The organism is Rhizobium sp. P43 (assembly GCF_056730705.1).
Window position 1 is genome coordinate 3013631 of the sequence record NZ_CM161539.1, and the last position, 19201, is coordinate 3032831.

Annotated in this window: 17 protein-coding genes; 9 read left to right on the forward strand and 8 right to left on the reverse strand. The window is 58.6% G+C overall.

What is annotated here, in order from left to right:
- Window positions 1–51: 51 nt before the first annotated feature.
- From AC1PUL_RS15105 to AC1PUL_RS15125, 5 genes are all read right to left on the reverse strand, one after another.
- The gene (locus tag AC1PUL_RS15105; protein ID WP_480464963.1) at window positions 52–708 is read right to left on the reverse strand and encodes a ribbon-helix-helix domain-containing protein; all 657 of its coding nucleotides are present in this window, start codon (window positions 706–708) and stop codon (window positions 52–54) included.
- 3 nt (window positions 709–711) lie between these two features.
- Window positions 712–2004, reverse strand: coding sequence for an HlyD family type I secretion periplasmic adaptor subunit (locus tag AC1PUL_RS15110; protein ID WP_480464964.1), 1293 nt, complete (start codon window positions 2002–2004; stop codon window positions 712–714).
- On the reverse strand, window positions 2001–4154 hold the full coding sequence (locus AC1PUL_RS15115) for a type I secretion system permease/ATPase (RefSeq protein WP_480464965.1): 2154 nt from the start codon (window positions 4152–4154) through the stop codon (window positions 2001–2003). The genes AC1PUL_RS15110 and AC1PUL_RS15115 overlap by 4 nt, the downstream gene beginning before the upstream one ends.
- A 21-nt stretch (window positions 4155–4175) precedes the next feature.
- Window positions 4176–5528, reverse strand: coding sequence for a TolC family outer membrane protein (locus AC1PUL_RS15120; protein WP_480464966.1), 1353 nt, complete (start codon window positions 5526–5528; stop codon window positions 4176–4178).
- A gap of 948 nt (window positions 5529–6476) precedes the next feature.
- Complete coding sequence (locus tag AC1PUL_RS15125) at window positions 6477–7274, reverse strand: NAD-dependent epimerase/dehydratase family protein (protein ID WP_480464967.1); 798 nt, start codon at window positions 7272–7274, stop codon at window positions 6477–6479.
- Window positions 7275–7423: 149 nt separating this feature from the next.
- Here AC1PUL_RS15125 and AC1PUL_RS15130 point away from each other — a divergent pair, with 149 nt between their 5' ends.
- The 9 genes from AC1PUL_RS15130 to AC1PUL_RS15170 all read left to right on the forward strand — a co-directional run bounded on the left by AC1PUL_RS15130 (window position 7424) and on the right by AC1PUL_RS15170 (window position 16405).
- Window positions 7424–8167 carry a FadR/GntR family transcriptional regulator gene (locus AC1PUL_RS15130; protein ID WP_480464968.1) on the forward strand — a complete coding sequence of 248 codons (744 nt, stop codon included), beginning with the start codon at window positions 7424–7426 and terminating at the stop codon, window positions 8165–8167.
- A 69-nt stretch (window positions 8168–8236) separates the two neighbouring features.
- Window positions 8237–9142 carry a 5-dehydro-4-deoxyglucarate dehydratase gene (gene kdgD, locus AC1PUL_RS15135; RefSeq protein ID WP_480464969.1) on the forward strand — a complete coding sequence of 302 codons (906 nt, stop codon included), beginning with the start codon at window positions 8237–8239 and terminating at the stop codon, window positions 9140–9142.
- Window positions 9143–9159: 17 nt separating this feature from the next.
- Window positions 9160–10299, forward strand: coding sequence for a mandelate racemase/muconate lactonizing enzyme family protein (locus tag AC1PUL_RS15140; protein WP_480464970.1), 1140 nt, complete (start codon window positions 9160–9162; stop codon window positions 10297–10299).
- Window positions 10296–11168, forward strand: coding sequence for an amidohydrolase family protein (locus AC1PUL_RS15145; RefSeq protein ID WP_480464971.1), 873 nt, complete (start codon window positions 10296–10298; stop codon window positions 11166–11168). Before AC1PUL_RS15140 ends, AC1PUL_RS15145 begins: the two co-directional genes overlap by 4 nt.
- Before the next feature lie 65 nt (window positions 11169–11233).
- Entirely contained in the window at window positions 11234–12208 is a 975-nt protein-coding gene (locus AC1PUL_RS15150) for a TRAP transporter substrate-binding protein (RefSeq protein WP_480464972.1), read from the forward strand.
- A gap of 66 nt (window positions 12209–12274) precedes the next feature.
- Window positions 12275–12796 (forward strand): TRAP transporter small permease, encoded by a 522-nt coding sequence (locus AC1PUL_RS15155; RefSeq protein WP_480464973.1) that lies wholly within the window; start codon window positions 12275–12277, stop codon window positions 12794–12796.
- Window positions 12796–14076: a TRAP transporter large permease gene (locus AC1PUL_RS15160; RefSeq protein WP_480464974.1), complete on the forward strand. Its 1281-nt coding sequence runs from the start codon at window positions 12796–12798 to the stop codon at window positions 14074–14076. Before AC1PUL_RS15155 ends, AC1PUL_RS15160 begins: the two co-directional genes overlap by 1 nt.
- Window positions 14077–14269: 193 nt before the next feature.
- The gene (locus AC1PUL_RS15165) at window positions 14270–15322 is read left to right on the forward strand and encodes an ornithine cyclodeaminase (protein WP_480464975.1); all 1053 of its coding nucleotides are present in this window, start codon (window positions 14270–14272) and stop codon (window positions 15320–15322) included.
- An 84-nt stretch (window positions 15323–15406) separates the two neighbouring features.
- Complete coding sequence (locus tag AC1PUL_RS15170; RefSeq protein WP_480464976.1) at window positions 15407–16405, forward strand: sensor domain-containing diguanylate cyclase; 999 nt, start codon at window positions 15407–15409, stop codon at window positions 16403–16405.
- Between the two features lie 32 nt (window positions 16406–16437).
- On the opposite strand, the gene AC1PUL_RS15175 is transcribed toward AC1PUL_RS15170, so the two are convergent.
- From AC1PUL_RS15175 to AC1PUL_RS15185, 3 genes are read right to left on the reverse strand one after another with little or no spacing between them, the layout of a single operon-like run.
- On the reverse strand, window positions 16438–16995 hold the full coding sequence (locus AC1PUL_RS15175) for a regulatory protein RecX (RefSeq protein WP_480464977.1): 558 nt from the start codon (window positions 16993–16995) through the stop codon (window positions 16438–16440).
- A 60-nt stretch (window positions 16996–17055) separates the two neighbouring features.
- Window positions 17056–17778, reverse strand: coding sequence for a response regulator (locus tag AC1PUL_RS15180; RefSeq protein WP_480464978.1), 723 nt, complete (start codon window positions 17776–17778; stop codon window positions 17056–17058).
- Window positions 17775–19019, reverse strand: coding sequence for a GAF domain-containing sensor histidine kinase (locus tag AC1PUL_RS15185; RefSeq protein ID WP_480464979.1), 1245 nt, complete (start codon window positions 19017–19019; stop codon window positions 17775–17777). The genes AC1PUL_RS15180 and AC1PUL_RS15185 overlap by 4 nt, the downstream gene beginning before the upstream one ends.
- Window positions 19020–19201: the final 182 nt, after the last annotated feature.

The window sequence follows — 19201 nt, forward strand, 5'->3', positions numbered from 1 at the left end:
TTAGGAGACTTTTGTCAGGAAGACCTTGTATCCACCTGTTTCAGCGACGTGTCAGCCGCGCACGACGTAGCCGATGACCATTTGCTTTTGATGGCTGGGGGCCATTGCAAGGTTGATCTGACCGGTAAGCTGCTTGCCGGCACAGGTCGCGGTGAAACCCGTGGTTATCGTCTTTCCACGCGTTGATAGGGCCTGAAGCGCTTCATCCACCTGGGTGTCCAGCACGAAACGGAACCCAGCCGAAAGCTGTGCGATGTTACCAAGAACCAGCCGTTGCTTCAGCATCGCCATGAAGGACTCGTTGAAGAACTGAATCTTCCTGTCGCGTGTCAGGACGATTGCAGGCGTCGGGCAGGCTTGGATCAGAGCATTGAGATTTTCCAGGGAATAGACGTTTTCCGTGAGCGCCAGCCGCCGCCACATCCAACGAAATGCCATCACCCGCAGCATTGAGGCGAGATTGCTGTTGTCACCAACCTGCTCGGCCGCCTGGTCCACGACGTCGCCTAAAGACTGACGCGATCCGCCGAGAAGCCAGGCCAGACCGTCCCAGTAGACATTTTCAAGCCGAATGCCCCTGCGAGTGCCGCCCTTGCCTAGGATTGCCCGAAACTTTGGCTCCGCATCGTTCTCTTCGATGCGGCGCATTGCAGCCGGACTGAGATCCGCCTGCTCGAAAACACCCGACTGGCGATCGGGGAGAGCCATGGGTCACCGTTCAGTCAAGGCGACGGACTGCGCCTTGTTGATCGGCTTCATGAGATAGCTGAGAATGGTCTTGCGCCCCGTCATGATCTCCGCTGTGGCGACCATGCCCGGAATGATCGGATAGGACTTGTCGTCCCGGATCAGTTCGGACTTGTCGGTCTTGACCTGCACGAGATAGAAGGTTTCACCCTTTTCCTTATCGACGATACTGTCAGCCGAGACATTCGTGACTTCGCCTTCAAGGCCACCGAAGATCGAGAAGTCATAGGCGGACACCTTCACGATTGCCTTCTGCCCACGGGTCACGAAAGCGACGTCGCGCGGTGATATCTTGGCTTCCACCAGGAGCGTGTCAGCAGTTGGCACAATGCCCGCCACGACTGTGCCCGGATCGACATAGGCACCGATGGTGTTGACTTCCAGCGTGTTGACGATGCCATCCACCGGCGAGCGGATGTCGGTTCGGCTGACGCGATCCGTGGCGCCGCGGATCGTTTCGTCGATCACCGAGAGCTCGGCCAGTGTCTGCGCCTTTTCCGTCAGCGCCTGCTGGCGCAACTGCAGAGCAAGTTCCTCGACCTGAAGGCGGGCTTCTTCGACAGCACCGCGCAGGCGTTCCAGGCTCTCCTGATAAACCGTGATCTGGCCTCGCTGATCGGTCAGCTCTCTCTCCAGTCCGATCAGTTCGGTCTGGGCGACCAGCCCCCGCTTGGCGAGCGGGCTCATGAGATCATACTGGCGGGTGGACTGTGCAATATTCTGTTCGAGACGAACGATGTTGGCCTGGGCTTCGCTCAGTTCGTTCTCGCGCTGACGCACCCGCTCGCGCAAGACGCCCGCCTTGTTCAGATAGGCAGCCTTGTTGGCTGCAAACAGCCGCTCTTCGTTCTCACAAACCTGAACAGCGACTGCCTGGACTTCCTGCGGGCAGACGAATTCGACATCATAGGAACCGGCCTCTTCCAGGGCCAGACGCGCAATCTTTGCTCCCAGGGCTCGTGCCCTGGCAACAAACTCACCGAGTGAGGCCTCGGTCATGGTGTTGTTCAACTGAACAATTAGCTCTCCCCGACGCACCACCTGCCCCACCTGGACAGCAATGGTCTCGACCACACCAGCCTCTGAAGACTGCACAATTTGCGTCTTGGAGACAGGGATCACCTTACCTTCGCCCCTGGCGATCTCGTCAATCTCGGCGATTGCGGCCCAGGCCAGGAAGATCACAATCAGTGCCGCAACGAGTGCGACAATCATTCGAGCCATGAATGGCGGTGTATCGGCAACGGGGCGGCTCATGGCTTCACACCCTTGTTCTGCATGGCCTCAATGACCTGCTTCTTCGGTCCGTCAGCGACGATACGGCCCTTGTCGAGGACAATCAGACGATCGACGATATCCAGCATGGTGAAGCGGTGGGTCGCGACCAGCAATGTCGTGTTCCTGTCGAAGGCGGTCGACAGGCGATTGATCAGATGACGCTCGCTCGCCAAGTCCATCGCGCCTGAAGGCTCATCGAGGAAGACGATCTTCGGCTTGGTCAGAAGCAAACGGGCAATCGTCATTGCCTGCTTCTGGCCGCTCGACAGGTTGGAACCGCGCTCTCCGACCGGCATGTCAAAGCCACGGGGGTGGCGCGAGACGAATTCTTCAACGCCCGTCATTCGTGAAACCTCAAGCAGTTCCTCGTCAGTCGCATCTGCCCGACCGATCAGGAGGTTCTCCTTGACTGTTCCCGAGAAGAGATCCGAGGACTGGCCTGCGATGGCGACGGCCGAGCGAACCTCCGACATGTGGTACTGGCGAAGATCAACGCCATCGATCAGCACTCGCCCTTCCGTCGGTACGAAAAGGCCGTCGAGCAGTCGCCCTAGCGTCGTCTTGCCCGATCCGATACGCCCGATGATGCCCACCCGCTCTCCGGGGGCCACGGTCAGCGACAGCTTGTTGATCACAGGGTGATCGGAGCCCGGATACTGAAAACTGACGTCCTGGAAGCTGAAGCCGCCCTGCTTGATTTCACGATTGACGAAGCCAACGGTCGAAGGTCGATCGTCCGGTTGCTCCATGACCTGATCAAGGATGCGGAGCGACAGTGTCGCCTGACGGAAGCGGGCAAGCGTCATGGCGATCTGACCGAGCGGTGCGCCGGCGCGGCTCGCCAGCATCACGGTCGCGACGATCGCCCCCATTGCGAGACGCCCCTCGGAGAACTCGTAGGTGCCGGCAATGACGATCAATACGCCGACGATCTGCTGTATCAATGTCGTGAGGTTGATCGCATTCGTGGAGATGTGCTTGATCTCTTCGCTGGTCCGGCTCGAATGCTTCATCAGCTCCTGCCAGCGGCGCAGCATCGTCGCTTCCGCGCGCAGGCTTTTCAGCGTTTCGATGGTGGAGATCGTCTCAACCAGAAGCGACTGACGCTTTGATGCCTCATTGGCGGCGGCGGCCATACGATGCCCGATCTGAGCCTGGGCCCGCAGGCCGATGGCAACAGACAGGATCAGGGCGATGGCCGGAATGATCGCGAGCCAGCCTGAGATCAGATAAATGACGATCAAGAAGATGAAGACGAAGGCTGTGTCGATCATCAGGCCGATCGTGTTCGACGTGAAGAACTCACGGACAAACTCGTACTGCATCACGCGGTTCGCGTATTCGCCCGTGGACATCGGACGGGAGGCCAGCGTGGTATTCAGGACCTTGTCGAAGATCATCTGTGACAAGCGCAGATCGGCATTTCGACCGGCATGATCAATGAGAGCCGCTCGCGCTTCCTTCAAGAGATAATCGAAGAGATAGGCCAGCATGATGCCGACCGCGAGAACCCAAAGCGTCGGGATCGCCTTGTTCGGCAGAACGCGGTCATAGACGTTCATCGTGAAAAGCGGCGAAGCCAATGCAATCAGATTGATGAAGAGGGCCGCGACAATGACGCGAATATAGGTACGCCAATAGGGCATGAGCGCGCGCACGAGCCAATGCCGTTGCTCGATCTCATCGGCGCTTCCAACCAGCGCCTCTTCACTGTCGTTTCGGTAGTAGAGCGTGAAGCAGAATCCGAAATCGGGCGCGAGCGCCATAAGCTCCTTATGAGTCAGGCGTGTCGACGTCGTCGCGTCGCGGACGTCCAGGGTGTAAACGCCATCGTCTGTGACCTCCAGAAGAGACAGCGTACCGCCGTCCTTCAGAACGACGATTGCAGGACAATCAAAGTCGTTCTCACGGATCGCGCGCTCGCCAATCTGAATGACTTGGAGACCGATGCGCTCGGCAACATGCTCGACGTCATCGAGTTCAAGAGATTCGACGATTTCGTCCGGCAGTCCCGAAAACAACACGGTGTCTGAGCTGGGACGACCGTAATACGTCGCCACAGCTTTGAAGGACGCACGAAAGCTCAGGCGGGCACGAGTGCCCGCCGATTCAGTCCAGGAATTTAACATGTCATCCTATCGGATGGGCGTTTATTGGAGCGGCGCCAGGAGGTCCATCGGAATCCCCGCCTTTTGCCGCGAGTCCCGCTCGACATAAGCCCCATTCGGGGTTGTCTTCACGGTGAATTCGTTGCGTGCATAAGCGTCGGTTTCATTAACCGGCTTGACGTTCATGGTCTTCAGCAGCGAGCCCGACGCAGCCAAGATCTTGTATTCGGCGAAAAGTGCTGCGACGCGGGCCGTTTCAGCAATGATGCTGGTGTTGAAACGCGTGTTCTGCGCATCAAGAACATCCAGCAATGAGCGCTGGCCGATCTTGAACTGTTCGCTGTAGGAGGACACCAGTTGGGCGTTCTGCGACGACTGCGAATTCAGGATCTGCGCGAGTTCGCCACGGCTGCTGCGCTCGTTCCAAGCGGACCGCACCGACTCCTCGATCTCACGATGGACCTGGTCCGATGCAAACCGCTGTTCGCTGGCGCGGCGTATACGCTCCTGCTCGCGGGCTTGGTCGATACCACCACGATAGAGGTTCCAGCGAGCAACCAGACGAACCTGGACGTCATTAGTATTGCCCTGGCTGGAGCCAACGTCATTACCGACGCTTGCGCGACCTTCGAGGTCCAGCGTCGGCGCGTAATTGGATCGCGCCGCACGGACTGCGGCATCAGCCGCATCGATGTCGGCTCGGGCCGAGTAAATGCGAGGATTGTTCGCCTTGGCAGCAGCGATCGCATCCTGCAGGTTGCGCGGCAGGGACTTGGCGACAGAAGCTGGGACCTTTGCATTCACGATTGGCTCGCCGACCGTCTTCAGGAAGCGGATTTTGGTCAGCTCCAACTCTTCCTTGGCTTCACGCAGACGAGCCTGCGCGGCCGCAAGACGCTCGCGGCCCTGTACTGCATCGACCTCAGTCAGCGCACCGCCGGAGATGCCCTGATTGATGTCGGCAAGAATGCCATTGTGGAAAGACACATTCTGTTGGGCGACACCGACGATCTTCGTCTGCAGGATATACTCAAGGTAATCCTGCACCACCTGGAGCGCGATGGTTTCGGAACGCTCCAGCACCCGGAAGGATGCGCCATCGACACGTGAGGCCTGCTGATCGACCTGAGCCCGGCGGCCACCACCATCCAGGAGGCGCTGCGTCACGGTCAAACCGACTTCGGACGAGTTAAAATTTTCGTAGTCGCGCGTCAGCGTTCCCGTGCTGTTGTTCGACAGACGACGCTGTCCGACACTCGCCTCGAGATCGATAGACGGCAGATATAAGCCACGCGCCTGACGCAATTCAAACTCGACCGCCTCGCGGTTTTCGACCGCCTGCGAAATCTGGGGGTTCGTTGTCAGAGCCTTCTGAATCGCTTCCTGCAACGACATGGCGCTCGCCGGCGATATCGCCGCGATGGCAAAAGCTGCCGAAGTGTACAAGGCAGTGATTAATGTCTTTTTGGTAAACAACGGTGTGCCCCACGCAAATCTTTCATGATCGGCTTTATATATCAGTCAAACCTCGGCTGGGAAGCCGATTCAGGCTGTTCAAAAAATGCACCCAATTTTGATCTCTTCGGAATATGAGCTAGAGCTCAAATTTAGATAGAAATTTACTTTAATTTTCAGACTTTAACCCAACCATATTTCTGAACCAAAATATGTAATAGTTTTGTGTTTTCAATTATATCATATGTATATTTAAATGAAAAAAAATTAATTATTCACTAATATTTATTTTATGTCTTTTATTTGAGTTTTTTGCTTATGAAATATTTACATTATTTTATGATTTGTTCAAAGTTATCGTGTTTATTTTCTCATTTAAAATTACTTGTACGAAAATAAAATCTTTATTTGAGATTTGCATCAAATACCGCCCTAAATACTAATAGTAATTCCATTCTGGAAGCGCTAACACGACCGTTACCAATTGGTTTCGGACTAAGAATCGCAAAATCAATCACATGACACCGACAGTGTTCGCCAGGCCAAGGAAAAATTACTTAGTATATTTTCTGACTATGGGATCAATGCGACAATCTCACTGCCTATAGTCTGCAATAGCTATTGCCTTCACCGAGAATTTGATTTTAAGGATATGATGGATGAGCGAAAAATGATAAAACCAAATCTCCAAAGCGCTTAGGCATAACGGGTTATGCTTTGATGACGGACTTTCTGCTCTAGAGCAAGAAAGTCACCTGTGGCAGGGAGCAACCGAATCGGCCACCGGCTTGATACTCAAGCCAAGTCAGGCGCGCACAGAAGACCCGATCAGGAGATGCCAAGCACCCTTTGAGTGCCTGGCGAAAAGTGACATGGGAACTTTTGCAATCAATCTTCCGCGAAGATCGGATCGTTGACGAAGGGGCCACCCTGGTAGATCGCGATGGCGTCCCCAGGCAGGGGCTTTGGAACGGAAGCATCGATCTCGCTTCGGAAACGTTCCGCATTGTCCTTCGGTTGCCAGCCGAGATAGGAGACATGGGAATTGTCCCACCAGCGGGAGTCATTGTTCGAGCAGCCCCAGATTACGGGGCAGCCGAGGCGCGGAACGCGGAAGATGCATTCGATCATCGACAGGAAGTCATCGTAGCTCATCCAAGTGGAGAGCATGCGGTGGTTCTTCGGCTTCTCCATACAGCTGCCGATACGCACCAGAGCCGTTTCCTGGCCGAATTTCTCGAAATACATCCGGGCGAGCGCCTCACCGAAACATTTGGATACACCATAGAGACCGTCCGGACGCAGAGGTACCTCATGATCGAGATACTCATCCTGACGATAAAAGCCGATCGTATGGTTGGAACTGGCGAATAGAATGCGCGGCATGCCGTTCGCGCGCGCGGCCTCATATAGATTATAAAGACCAAGCAGATTGGCGCTCATGATCTTGGAGAACTTGTCCTCAACGGAGACACCGCCAAGATGAATGATGCCATCGCAGCCCTCCACGAGACGATCAACGGATGCCCGATCCGCGAGATCACACACCATTGCCTCTTCATGCTGAGCGGTCGGCCCGAGATCGACGATGTCCGAGACCCTGACAGTGTCTGCCAAGCCCTTCAGGCGCCCACGCATCGCCTTGCCAAGTCCTCCGGCAGCTCCTGTCAGCAACAGTCTCTTCACGCGAATTTCCTCCATGATGTATCAACTAAACTTATCATACAGGTTGCCCAGACCCGGTCAATATCGTAAACCTTGGGAGCAACAGGCTGACAAAACCTAACCGATTAATCATGATAGGGTGCGGTTAACAACAGGGAGGGGGAGCGCGAATGGCATTTCAGCTGCGGAGCGAAGCGGGCTCGGGAACCCTCGTGGAAAAACTCGGCGACACGCTGCGAAAGGCCATCGGTGGTGGCCAATTTCCCCCGGGCAGCAAGCTACCCAGCGAAGCGCAACTGTCTGAAGCTCACGGCGTTTCCAGAACCGTTGTGCGGGAAGCGATTGCCTCGCTGCGCGCCGATCGGCTCGTCGAGGCCCGGCAGGGAGCCGGTGTTTTCGTTCTTGCGCAACAGGAGGTGTCGCCAGCACCGCTGCTGATCGGCAGCGTCGATCCTGTTCGGGTTTCCTCAATGATTGAACTGCTCGAACTGCGGACGGCCGTCGAGGTTGAAGCGGCCGGACTGGCGGCGCTGCGTCGATCCCCCGCCCAGGAAGAGGTCATTTTAGAGCGGCACTATGCTGTGCGCGCCTGCCTGGAGGCGGGACAAACCACCACCGATGCCGACTTTGCTTTGCACCTCGCCATCGCTGAGGCGACAAACAACCCCCGTTTTCGCGAATTTCTCGCCATGATCGGCAAAAACGTTATCCCGCGCGCCGCCCTGCGCGACGAGGATAGCGAGGAAGATCAGCTCGCCTATCTTCGTCTCATAGACGCCGAACATGCCGATATCGTCGAAGCCATCTCCATGGGCGACGAAGATGCGGCCCGGGATGCGATGCGCCGGCATTTGCGGGGCAGTCAGGCGCGTTACCGGGCGCTTCTCCGAGAACAGCGTCAACCTGTACGATAACATTTGACATAGGCGTTGTTAATACGTATGACAACTTGGCCGGAGGAGGCCAAGAGAGGACATTCGATTATGACGCCGCAAGACATAAAGGCCGCGCTTGGCGCTGGCCTGCTCTCCTTCCCTGTCACGCATTTCGACGATCAGGGAAATTTCAAGTCCGACAGCTATGCAGAGCATGTGGAGTGGCTGTCGGGTTTCGACGCACCCGTGCTGTTTGCGGCCGGCGGAACGGGGGAGTTTTTCTCGCTGACGCCCTCGGAGGTTCCGCGCGTGGTTGCCGCAGCCAAGGAAGCGGCCGGCAAGACTGCAATCGTTTCCGGTTGCGGATACGGGACTGAGGTCGCAATTGAGATCGCGCGCTCCGTGGAAAAGGTCGGCGCTGACGGTATTCTGCTCTTGCCGCATTACCTGATCGACGCGCCGCAAGAGGGCATGTATCAGCATGTCAAGCGCATCTGCCAGTCGGTCGGGATCGGCGTCATGGTCTATAACCGGGACAATTCGGTGCTCGGGGTCGAGACCTTAAAGCGCCTGTGTGATGAGTGCCCAAACCTGATCGGCTTCAAAGATGGAACGGGCGATATCGGTCTGGTTCGCCAGATCACCGCGACCATGGGCGATCGGCTGACCTATCTCGGCGGCATGCCGACGGCGGAACTCTTCGCCGAAGCCTATCTCGGCGCCGGCTTTACGACCTATTCGTCTGCCGTCTTCAACTTCGTTCCCGGTCTTGCCGTCGATTTCTACAAGGCATTGCGCGCCGGAGAACGCGAGCGCTGCGAGACCATCCTCAAGGACTTCTTCTATCCGTTCATGGCGATCCGCAGCCGTCGCAAGGGTTATGCCGTGTCTGCCGTCAAGGCTGGCGTTCGTCTTCAGGGCTTTGCCGCCGGCAAGGTGCGCCCTCCCCTCGACGATCTGACGGCTGAAGAGGACGAGATGCTGGCCAACCTTATCGCCCCCTGGAAGCGCTGAGCAAAGGAGCTGTCCAGATGAAGATCGCCGAGGTTCGCACCCATCTTCTTGAGCACAGGCTTACCGTACCGTTCCAGAGCGCTTCCATGCGCTTTGATCGGCGGGCCCATGTGCTTGTGGAGATCATCTGCGACAACGGATTGACGGGCTGGGGCGAGTGCCTCGGTCCGGCTCGTCCGAATGCGGCTGTCGTCGCAGCCTATCGCAATTGGCTGATCGGCATGAACCCGCTGGAGACCGAGAAGATCTGGGCGGTTCTCTACAATGCGCTTCGTGACCAGGGCCAAAGAGGGCTCACCGTCACTGCGCTTTCGGGCATCGACATTGCGCTCTGGGACATCAAGGGCAAGCACTACGGTACATCCGTTTCGATGCTGCTCGGCGGTCGGTTCCGGGAAAGCGTAAAGGCCTATGCGACAGGCAGTTTCAAGCGCGACGGCGTCGACAGGGTCGAGGACAATGCCACCGACATCGCGCTTTATCGCTCACAGGGCTTTCACGCGTCGAAGATCAAGGTCGGCTTCGGCATCGAAGAGGATCTGCGGGTCATCCGGGCTGCACGCGACGCTGCCGGTTCCGAAATGCGCCTGATGGCGGATGCCAATCATGGCTACGGCGTTCTGGAAGCCGTGGAATTCGGTCGACGTGCGGCCGAATACGGCATCGATTGGTTCGAGGAGCCGGTGGTGCCGGAACAGCTCGGCGCCTATCGCGAAGTGCGCGCCAAGCAACCGATACCGGTCGCCGGTGGCGAGACCTGGCACAGTCGCTGGGGCATGAAGGAACCCATTGAAACCCGCGCGATCGACATAATCCAGCCGGATCTCGCCGGCGTCGGCGGGTTCAGCGAGGCCAAGCGCGTGGCGGATCTCGCCGCGCTGCATGGTGTGCGTGTGGTTCCGCATGTCTGGGGAACCGCCGTCCATATCGCGGCGGCGCTGCAGTTCATCGCCGCAATGGTGCCGGATCCGGTGCGGGTCAATCCGATCGAGCCAATCCTGGAATTCGATCGAACAGACAATCCCTTCCGCCAGGCGGTCATCCAGACCCCGCTCGAACACGAGAACGGTGTGGTGGCCATTCCCAATGCGCCCGGGCTCGGGATCGAGATCAATCGGGATGCCCTGAAGGAATTCAAGATGAAGGACGAGGCATGAGCTTGATCCGCACCCTTTCCGGCCGCAAGCCTGCGATCACCCTGCCGAAAGGCGCGATCGATACGCAGATGCATGCCTACCTGCCCGCCTTTCCAGCGGTTGCGGGCGGGCCGGGGCTTCCGGCAGGTGATCTGCCAACGCCGGAGCAATACCGCAAGTTCATGGACTGGATCGGCATCGACCGGGTCATTGTCACGCAGGGCATGGCGCATCAACTCGACAACGCCAATCTGATTGCCTGCCTTGAGTATTTCGGCGACATCGCCTGGGGCATCGCGGCTGTCGATGCGACGACCAGCGAAGCGGAGCTCGATCGTCTTTCGGCTGCACGCGTTCGCGGCGCACGGATCATGAACCTGCCGGGTGGAGCCGCCAATCTCACGAAGCTTGAAGAAGTGGATGCGATTGCCGCCAGCCGGGACTGGATGATCGCCATCCAGTTCGATGGCAGCGCCATACTGGATTATGAGGAACGCCTCTCGAAACTGAAATCGCGCTGGGTCCTCGACCATCACGGCAAGTTCTTCTGCGGCGTCACGCCCGACAGCCCACAGGTTCAGGCCACCAAGCGGCTGATCGATGGCGGTCGCTGCTGGTTCAAGTTCGCTGGCGCCTATGAATCATCAAAGACCGGCGGCCCGGACTTTGCCGATGTTGCGGCCGTTGCCCGCTCGATTGCAGCCCATGCGCCCGAGCGGATCGTCTGGGGCTCCAACTGGCCGCACAATCTTGCGCGCACGCAGGCCGATTATCCTGACGATGCCGCGCTCACCGACACCGTACTCGGCTGGCTGCCCGATGACGCCGCACGCCATCTGGCACTGGTGGAGAACAGCCAAGAACTTTTCGGCATACCGCCAGAAGGCTGATTGCCGAACTGCAATCCGCCGGAACGGGAGGTTTCGGCGGCTCAATCAAAGAGGAGGAATGAACAATGAAGACTGCCGCAATGCTAAGCCTCGCGATGGGGCTCACCCTTGGTGCGGGCGCTGCCTTCGCCCAGGAAATCACACTGCGTTCTGCCGACATCCACCCGGATGGCTATCCGACGGTTGAAGCCGTCAAGTTCATGGGTGAACTGGTCTCGCAGAAGACCAACGGCCGCATCAAGATCCAGGTGATGAACAACTCCGCGCTTGGCAGCGAAAAGGACACGATCGAACAGACCCGCTTCGGCGTCATCGACATGAACCGCGTCAACAGCGCGCCGTTCAACAACCTGGTTCCCGAAACCGTCGTTTTCGGCCTGCCCTTTCTGTTCCGTGACACCGCACACATGCACAAGGTGGTCGATGGCGAGATTGGCGACGAAGTCCTGGCCGCCTTCGAACCGCATGGCCTGATCGGGCTGGCCTTCTACGATTCCGGCGCCCGCTCTTTCTATTCGACCAAGACCCCGATCACCAGCCTTGCTGATCTCAAGGGCATGAAGGTGCGCGTTCAGCAATCCGATCTCTGGATCGCGATGATGGAGGCTTTCGGTGCCAACCCGACGCCGATGCCTTTCGGTGAAGTCTACTCGTCTCTGGAGACCGGCGTCGTTGATGCGGCCGAAAACAACTGGCCTTCCTATGAATCGTCGCGTCATTTCGAAGTGGCGAAGAACTATACGCTGACCGAACACTCCCTGACCCCGGAAATCCTGGCAATCTCCAAGATCACCTGGGACAAGCTGACGCCGGAAGACCAGAAGATCCTGCGGGAATCGGCCAAGGAATCGGTCGGCAAGATGCGCGAGCTGTGGCAGGCCCGTGAAAAGGCTGCCGAGGAAAAGATCCGCGCTTCGGGTGCGAACATCATCACGCCGAACAAGGATGAGTTCGTTGCCGCCATGCAGCCGGTCTACGACAAGTTCGTAACCGATCCGAAGATGAAGGACCTCGTCGAGCGCGTCCGCGCCGTCAAGTAAGCATCATGGACCGGCCGCATCACCGATGCGGCCGGTCTTTTCTCATTCTGGATTTCGGAGGGATCCATGTCGCGTTTTATGCGGGCCATCCGGCCAACGCTCGGACGTCTTAGTCAGTTGTGCCTGTATGTGTCCGGGGTCGGCCTTGTTGCCATGACCCTGATCATCGGCTGGCAGATTTTCGGACGCTACGTTCTCAACAACTCGCCAGCCTGGTCGGAACCGCTATCGCTGCAGCTTATGTCCTGGTTCATCCTCTTGGGATCGGCCGTCGGCGTGCGTGAAAGCGTGCATCTCGGCCTCGACATCGTGCGCCACGGCGCCTCGCCGCGCATTCAGCGGCTCATGGATCTGACCAGCCTTGGACTGATCGCCGCGTTTGGCCTGGCCATGAGCTACTACGGCGTTTTGCTGGCGGCCGGCACATGGACTGCAAGGATCCCTGTGCTTGGCTGGCCGGGAGGTGTGGATTTCTTTCCGCTCGTAGTCGGCGGTCTGGTCATCGCCGTGTTCGCCCTTGAGCGTTTCGTTGATGTCTTCCTAGGCGAAGAGGTCGCAGCATCCGTCGTCGCACAGGAGGCCGCATAATGGCTTACACAGTCCTTTTCGGTACCTTTGCAGTACTCATGCTGATCGGCATGCCGATCGCCTTCTGCCTCGGGATCGCGTCCCTTGCGACCGTCCTCTATATCGGCCTGCCGCCCATCGTCGTTTTCCAGCAAATGAATTCCGGCATGAACGTCTTTGCGATGATGGCCATCCCGTTCTTCATTTTCGCGGGCGACCTGATGGTTCGCGGTGGCATCGCCGAACGCCTCATCCGCTTTGCCGCGGGTCTGGTCGGGCACATGCGGGGCGGGCTTGGCCAAGTGAATGTCGTCGCCAGCACCTTCTTCGGCGGCATTTCTGGTTCGGCCGTGGCCGACGCATCAGCCGTCGGCGGCCTGATGGTGCCGCAGATGGCAGCTCGCGGCTACGACCGGGACTATGCCGTCAATGTCACCGTCAATTCTGCAATCATTGCGCTGCTGATTCCGCCATCTCACAATATGATCCTCTATTCGATCGCCGCCGGCGGGACGGTCTCGGTCGCAGATCTTTTCACGGCCGGTATCATTCCTGGCCTGCTGCTGGCCGCCGCATTGATGGTGACCGCCTATATCGTCGCCGTCAGAAAGGGTTACCCAGCGGAGCCGTTTCCAGGCCTTTACAAGGTCCTCTACTTCTTTGCGGCTGCACTTCCCGGCATCCTGCTGATCGGCATCATTTTTGGCGGCGTACGCTCCGGTATTTTCACGGCAACGGAGAGTTCCTGTATCGCCGTCCTCTACGCATTGCTGGTCGCGCTGTTCGTCTACCGTGAACTCAACTGGGAAGGCTTCGTCGAAGCGGTCCTGGGAGCGGTTCGTACCACGGCAATGGTGTTGCTGGTGATCGGGACAGCCGCCTCCTTCGGCTGGCTGATGTCCTATCTGCAGGTGCAAACGCTGCTCGTGGCGGCCATGGGTGCGGTCTCGGAAAACCCGATCATCATTCTCCTGATGATCAACATCATCCTTCTTGTGCTCGGTACCTTCATGGACATGGCGCCGATGGTCATCATCTCCACGCCGATCTTTCTTCCGGTCGTCTCGGCATTCGGAATCGATCCGGTCCACTTCGGGGTGGTGATGATCCTCAATGCCGGCATCGGTCTCAACACGCCGCCGGTCGGAACGGTTCTCTTCGTCGGATGCGCCGTCGGTAAGATCACCATCCGCGAAGCCATGCGCACGATCTGGCCCTTCTTCGGGGCAAGTGTTGCGGTGCTGATGGCTGTTACCTTCATCCCCGAGATCTCGCTCTGGCTGCCTGCGCAGTTCAAGTGATCCTCCCACCCTCGCATCGTGAGGGACTTTGACAGCAGGGGCTCCGGCCCCTGCTTTTTTCGTTGAGTGACAGTTTGCGCATTTGATGTCACCACTATGCTCAATGAATAAAGCAAAATGACAGATTATCGCCATTTCGGCGGTCAAGGCCCAACGCTACACTTCGTCCATCGTCGATTGCAACCGGTGGATCATGACAGCGCCAGCCCCTTCGGAAAAAGCCCTCGTCCCCTTCGTCAGTGTCGAGAACATGATGCGGCTCGTGCATCATATCGGCATAGAGCGGGTGCTGACCGAGCTCACCGACGTCATCGAGGCCGATTTCAAGCGCTGGGAACTTTTCGACAAGACACCGCGCGTCGCCTCCCACTCCCGCGAAGGCGTCATCGAACTGATGCCGACCTCTGATGGCGAGATCTACTCGTTCAAATACGTCAATGGCCATCCGAAGAACATGGCCGAGGGGCTTCAGACCGTGACGGCCTTTGGCCTGCTTGCCGATGTCTCGACCGGCTATCCGGTGCTTCTGACCGAGATGACCCTGCTGACTGCGCTCCGCACGGCCGCAACTTCGGCGATGGCCGCGCGCCACCTGGCGCCGAAGGGTGCGACGACCATGGCGATGATCGGCAATGGCGCCCAGGCTGAGTTTCAGGCGCTGGCGATGAAGGCCGTGCTTGGTATCACCCATGTCAGGCTCTTCGACATCGACACGAAAGCGACCGACAAGACACGGCGCAACCTCGAAGGCTCGGGCCTGCATGTGACGGCCTGCGAAACCTCGCAATCCGCGATCGAAGGCGCTCAGATCATCACCACCTGCACCGCAGACAAGCAGTATGCGACGATCCTGACCGACAACATGGTCGGGGCCGGGGTCCATATCAACGCGATCGGCGGCGACTGCCCGGGCAAGACGGAGCTGCATAGCGACATCCTCGCGCGCGCCGATACCTTTGTGGAGTATCCGCCGCAGACGCGGATTGAAGGCGAGATCCAGCAGATGCCGGCGGACTACCCGGTGACGGAACTCTGGCAGGCGGTGACCGGCCAGACCGCGGGCCGCCGGGATGAAAAGCAGATCACGCTGTTTGACAGCGTGGGTTTTGCGATCGAGGATTTTTCGGCACTCCGCTATGTCCGTGACCGGGTTGCCGGGACGGCGTTTTACCAATCCGTCGACCTGATCGCAGATCCCGATGATCCCCGCGACCTGTTCGGGATGCTGCAGCGGGCGAAGGGCTGAGCGGCTGCAGGATACCATTAGAATTTAAGCGAACTTAAATGTTTGGTATCTAATCGTCTTCGGGTGGCGAAGGAGCATGCCCGGATGGATGAAGTCGAACGCCTGCACATACTCGATCAGTACGGTATCCTTGACACGCCGCATGAAGAGCCTTTCGAGAGGATCGCCGCCCTTGCGCGCTTGATCTTCGACACGCCAATCGCGCTGATTTCGCTGGTTGACGATAGACGCCAGTGGTTCAAGTCGAATATCGGCCTGGCCATTCGCGAAACACCGCGCGAGCAAGCCTTCTGCAACGAGACAATTCGCAGCGACGATGTTCTGGTGATTTCCAACGCCGAGCGCGACATACGGACAGCGCGCAACCCTCTTGTGACAGGCAACCCCTACATACGCTTTTATGCCGGCGCCCCGCTGGTCACGCCCGAGAAGGCGCGGCTCGGCTCACTTTGCGTCATCGATCGGGAACCCCGGCAGTTCGACGAACGGCAGAAAGCCATCCTTCAATCCCTTGCCGGCCTCGTCATGAAGGAAATGGAGCTTCGGCGGCAGACCGACCACGACTGGCTCACCGGCGCTACGTCGCGTGCAGCTTTCCAGGCGACAGCGCAACGTCTGGTCGAAGGAAAGGGTCCTCCGTCCATCGGACTTATCAGCTTCGATATCGACCACTTCAAGCAGATCAATGATCGGTTCGGCCATTTGGCAGGCGATCGCGTTCTGGTCGATGTGGTCGACATATGCCGAACCGTCTTGCGTGACTGCGATGTGCTCTCGCGGCTGGGAGGTGAAGAGTTTGCCATTCTTCTTCCTGGTGCGACGCAGGCATCCGCTGTCACCATCGCCGAACGCCTGCGGCAGGCTGTTGCGACCTGTCATCATGCGGAAATCGATCGATCGGTCACCGCAAGTTTCGGAATTACCATGCTGGAGCCAAGCGATGAGGGTCTGGCAGACGCCTTGCGTCGCGCCGACGCCGCTCTCTATCGCTCCAAGGCGACCGGGAGAAACCGGGTCTCCTGTTCATGGACATCGGCTCAAGCGGCTTCGAGCCAGGACCGCATTGCCCGCACGCGGGCATAACACGGATAGGGCCTACAGACCGAAGATCGAGATCAGGAAGACCTCAGAAGGATCTCTTCCGATTCGTCTCGCTCCATGTCGAGAACGCGCTTTGCAAGATCAAAGCTGAAGCCCTGTCGCGCGAAGGACGAGATTTCCTTCGTCCAGCGTGTTTCGTCGACCTCGACATCCGGACGCCGGAAAGGACCAAACCCCTTCTTGCGCGCATAGACGATGGCTGCGCGCAAATCGTCGGCGTCGAGCAGCACGGATGCCACGATCCCTTTGTCGACACCCTTTTCGGCAAGCTTGCGGGCAATGGCTCGCTTCGATCGACCACTGCGGGCCGCAGAATTTGCCCGGATCTCGGCATAGTTCTGATCGTCGAGCGCCTTCATGCTGCGGCCGAAGGCGAGGGCCGCCTCCGCCAGCGCATTGACCTGGGCCTCGCTGATCTCGTCGAATTTGCTGCGCGCCTTGCGCTTGATGGCGTCCGAGAGCTCCCGCTCCGTCATCATGCGCTTGGCAAGCCGGTAAGCGGCAGAGTTTTTCGCCCAAGCAAGCATGCGCGGTGTCGGCTGGTTTTCGTTGGTGTCAGCGGAAGCGTCCATAGCTCCGTCTCCCAACTTCAAGCGCGATCGTCAACTGGCAAGCGGTGACGTCCAGAACCGTCAGTGTGACCTCAGCCAGTCGGCGAGCTCGGCCTCAGCGCGCTCAAGGGCGCTATAGTTCAAGAGCTTGCGGAGGAGCGCCACGGTCACGGCCCGGGCGCGCAGGTTGTAGCGCCCCTCGTCCGTGTCGTCGGTCGCCATCTGGTAGACGCCCAGCTTCTCGTACAGCTGCTGTAGACGGTTCTGCACGCTGCGCAGCGACAGCCCCCGGCGCCTGGCAATGGTACGGTCCGTCAGACCGAGCGCGATATCAACCAGGATCTCGTATTCGCTATCGCTGAACCCCTTCACCTGGCCCAGGCTCTTTTGCTGCATGCCCCGCACTTCCCGATCGATGACGCATTGGGCTTCGACGAAAATGCTACGAAGAGCGAGTTTCAGCCGCTCGTCGGAGGCCGATTTCAGGACATAACCATAGGCGGCACCATCCGGCACGATGCGGGAGACGCCGCGGACATAGGCTTCGTCGGAATAGTTCGACCAGAAGAGGATGCGGGTGTCGGGCCGTTCCTTCCAGATGGTACGGGCCGCCTCAATGCCGTTGCGGGCATTCATCTGCAGATCCATGACGATGTGGGCGGACTTGTGCTCGCGGGCCATCTTTTCACCGTCGGCCCCATTTTCCGCCTCGAGCACGTCCCGGCATTCGGGAAGGGCGGCACAGACGGCTTCGAGCAGATAGGAGCGGTGAAGCGGGTCATCCTCAACAATCAGGACTTTCATGGCTCATCTCCCCTCAGCTTCGCCATTCGTGTGGGAAGCGGAAGCTGAACCCGCACGGTCGTCCCTGCGCCGTCTCGATTTGCGCCAATAGTGAATTTGGCCGAGATGAGACGAGCCCGCGTCATCATGTTATCGATCCCGCCGCCCTTGCCGCGAGCACCACGGGTCAGTCCACGGCCGTCGTCGGTGACCTCAATCACCAGGGCCGAACTGCTGCCCCGAAGACGCACGGCAAGACCTGCCGCCTGGGCATGTCTGACGGCATTGTTGATTGCCTCTTGGGTGATCCGAAAGAGCGCAATTCGGACCGTCTGGTCGAGAAGATCGATTTCTCCATCGGTTTCGTCGATCAGGCGCCAAGACAAAGCAGCGCCCTGGTCGCGTACAGCACGATCAAGATGATTTTCGATGGCATGTGCGAAACCGAAGAGCTGCAGAACCGCCGGTTTGGCCTCCTCGATAATGTCACGCAGGTTCTGCATGCATTGCTGCAAGCTGCGGGCGACAGGCTCCAGCATTTCCCCGCTCAAGTCCTTCTCCTGCATCATCCTGTCGAGGCGTCGGGACAACCGAGTGAGATCCGCCAGCGTCTGGTCGTGTAGGTCCATGCCGATGCGCTGGCGCTCGCTTTCGAGCGCTTCCGTCAGGTTCAACGCGCCCAGTCGCAAGCCTTCCTCGCGCGCCCGCGCCTCCGCCTCGATGATCGCCGACTGCTTGGCCTGTTCGGCAGCCCGAAGCGCGAAGAAATAGGGCGACAGGAGATCGGCAATCGACTGGGCGTTTTCGACGTCCTGCAAGGTGTAGAAATCCACCTGATGCGATGAGCAGCTGAGCGCGCCAATCACCTCCCCGCCCACCTTCAGGGGCACATGGATGCGGCTGCGCAGATTGTGCTCGAAGATCGGACTGGTGAAGGGTGTATCGCTGTAATAACGGCTCTCCGCTTTCGCATCCGGTGTCAGCAGGAAATCGATGTTACCCCAGAGCAGGCTCCGGATCGGACTGCTGGTCACCGGCGCCGGTGCCGCCTGGCCCCAGAAGGTATCGAGGCCGCTCTCATAGGCGGTATGGTAGAGGCCATTGACCATCATGATACAGACATCGAGATGGTCATGCGGCACGATATGCGATACTTCAACACCAACGGCCTTGATCGCCGAGCGAAAATCGAGCTGGCCGGCCAGAAGCCCGGATATGCCGAGATAATGATCGAGCAGGGCCGGTGGCGCGATCTTGAGCATTGTCATCCTCCCGCGCGGTCACTCCCCTGACCGCACTTCCCCTCATAACACATGACGAGACCTTCGTCGTCCTGCGGGATCCCGCATCATCTTGCGTAGATCCCGCAAACGTCCTGCCGAGCACGACCTCGACAGCCGATGTCATTCCAGCCATCCTGATCCTGCCGAGAAGAGGAACTCGG

Excerpts from the sequence above, each read along its gene's own strand:
- AC1PUL_RS15165 (WP_480464975.1), top strand. The coding sequence starts at position 14,270 with ATGACAGCGCCAGCCCCTTCGGAAAAAGCCCTCGTCCCCTTCGTCAGT.
- AC1PUL_RS15130 (WP_480464968.1), top strand. The coding sequence starts at position 7,424 with ATGGCATTTCAGCTGCGGAGCGAAGCGGGCTCGGGAACCCTCGTGGAA.
- AC1PUL_RS15120 (WP_480464966.1), bottom strand. The coding sequence starts at position 5,528 with ATGTCGTTGCAGGAAGCGATTCAGAAGGCTCTGACAACGAACCCCCAG.
- kdgD (WP_480464969.1), top strand. The coding sequence starts at position 8,237 with ATGACGCCGCAAGACATAAAGGCCGCGCTTGGCGCTGGCCTGCTCTCC.
- AC1PUL_RS15140 (WP_480464970.1), top strand. The coding sequence starts at position 9,160 with ATGAAGATCGCCGAGGTTCGCACCCATCTTCTTGAGCACAGGCTTACC.
- AC1PUL_RS15115 (WP_480464965.1), bottom strand. The coding sequence starts at position 4,154 with ATGTTAAATTCCTGGACTGAATCGGCGGGCACTCGTGCCCGCCTGAGC.
- AC1PUL_RS15150 (WP_480464972.1), top strand. The coding sequence starts at position 11,234 with ATGAAGACTGCCGCAATGCTAAGCCTCGCGATGGGGCTCACCCTTGGT.
- AC1PUL_RS15160 (WP_480464974.1), top strand. The coding sequence starts at position 12,796 with ATGGCTTACACAGTCCTTTTCGGTACCTTTGCAGTACTCATGCTGATC.
- AC1PUL_RS15180 (WP_480464978.1), bottom strand. The coding sequence starts at position 17,778 with ATGAAAGTCCTGATTGTTGAGGATGACCCGCTTCACCGCTCCTATCTG.
- AC1PUL_RS15155 (WP_480464973.1), top strand. The coding sequence starts at position 12,275 with ATGTCGCGTTTTATGCGGGCCATCCGGCCAACGCTCGGACGTCTTAGT.
- AC1PUL_RS15110 (WP_480464964.1), bottom strand. The coding sequence starts at position 2,004 with ATGAGCCGCCCCGTTGCCGATACACCGCCATTCATGGCTCGAATGATT.
- AC1PUL_RS15175 (WP_480464977.1), bottom strand. The coding sequence starts at position 16,995 with ATGGACGCTTCCGCTGACACCAACGAAAACCAGCCGACACCGCGCATG.
- AC1PUL_RS15105 (WP_480464963.1), bottom strand. The coding sequence starts at position 708 with ATGGCTCTCCCCGATCGCCAGTCGGGTGTTTTCGAGCAGGCGGATCTC.
- AC1PUL_RS15145 (WP_480464971.1), top strand. The coding sequence starts at position 10,296 with ATGAGCTTGATCCGCACCCTTTCCGGCCGCAAGCCTGCGATCACCCTG.
- AC1PUL_RS15170 (WP_480464976.1), top strand. The coding sequence starts at position 15,407 with ATGGATGAAGTCGAACGCCTGCACATACTCGATCAGTACGGTATCCTT.
- AC1PUL_RS15185 (WP_480464979.1), bottom strand. The coding sequence starts at position 19,019 with ATGCTCAAGATCGCGCCACCGGCCCTGCTCGATCATTATCTCGGCATA.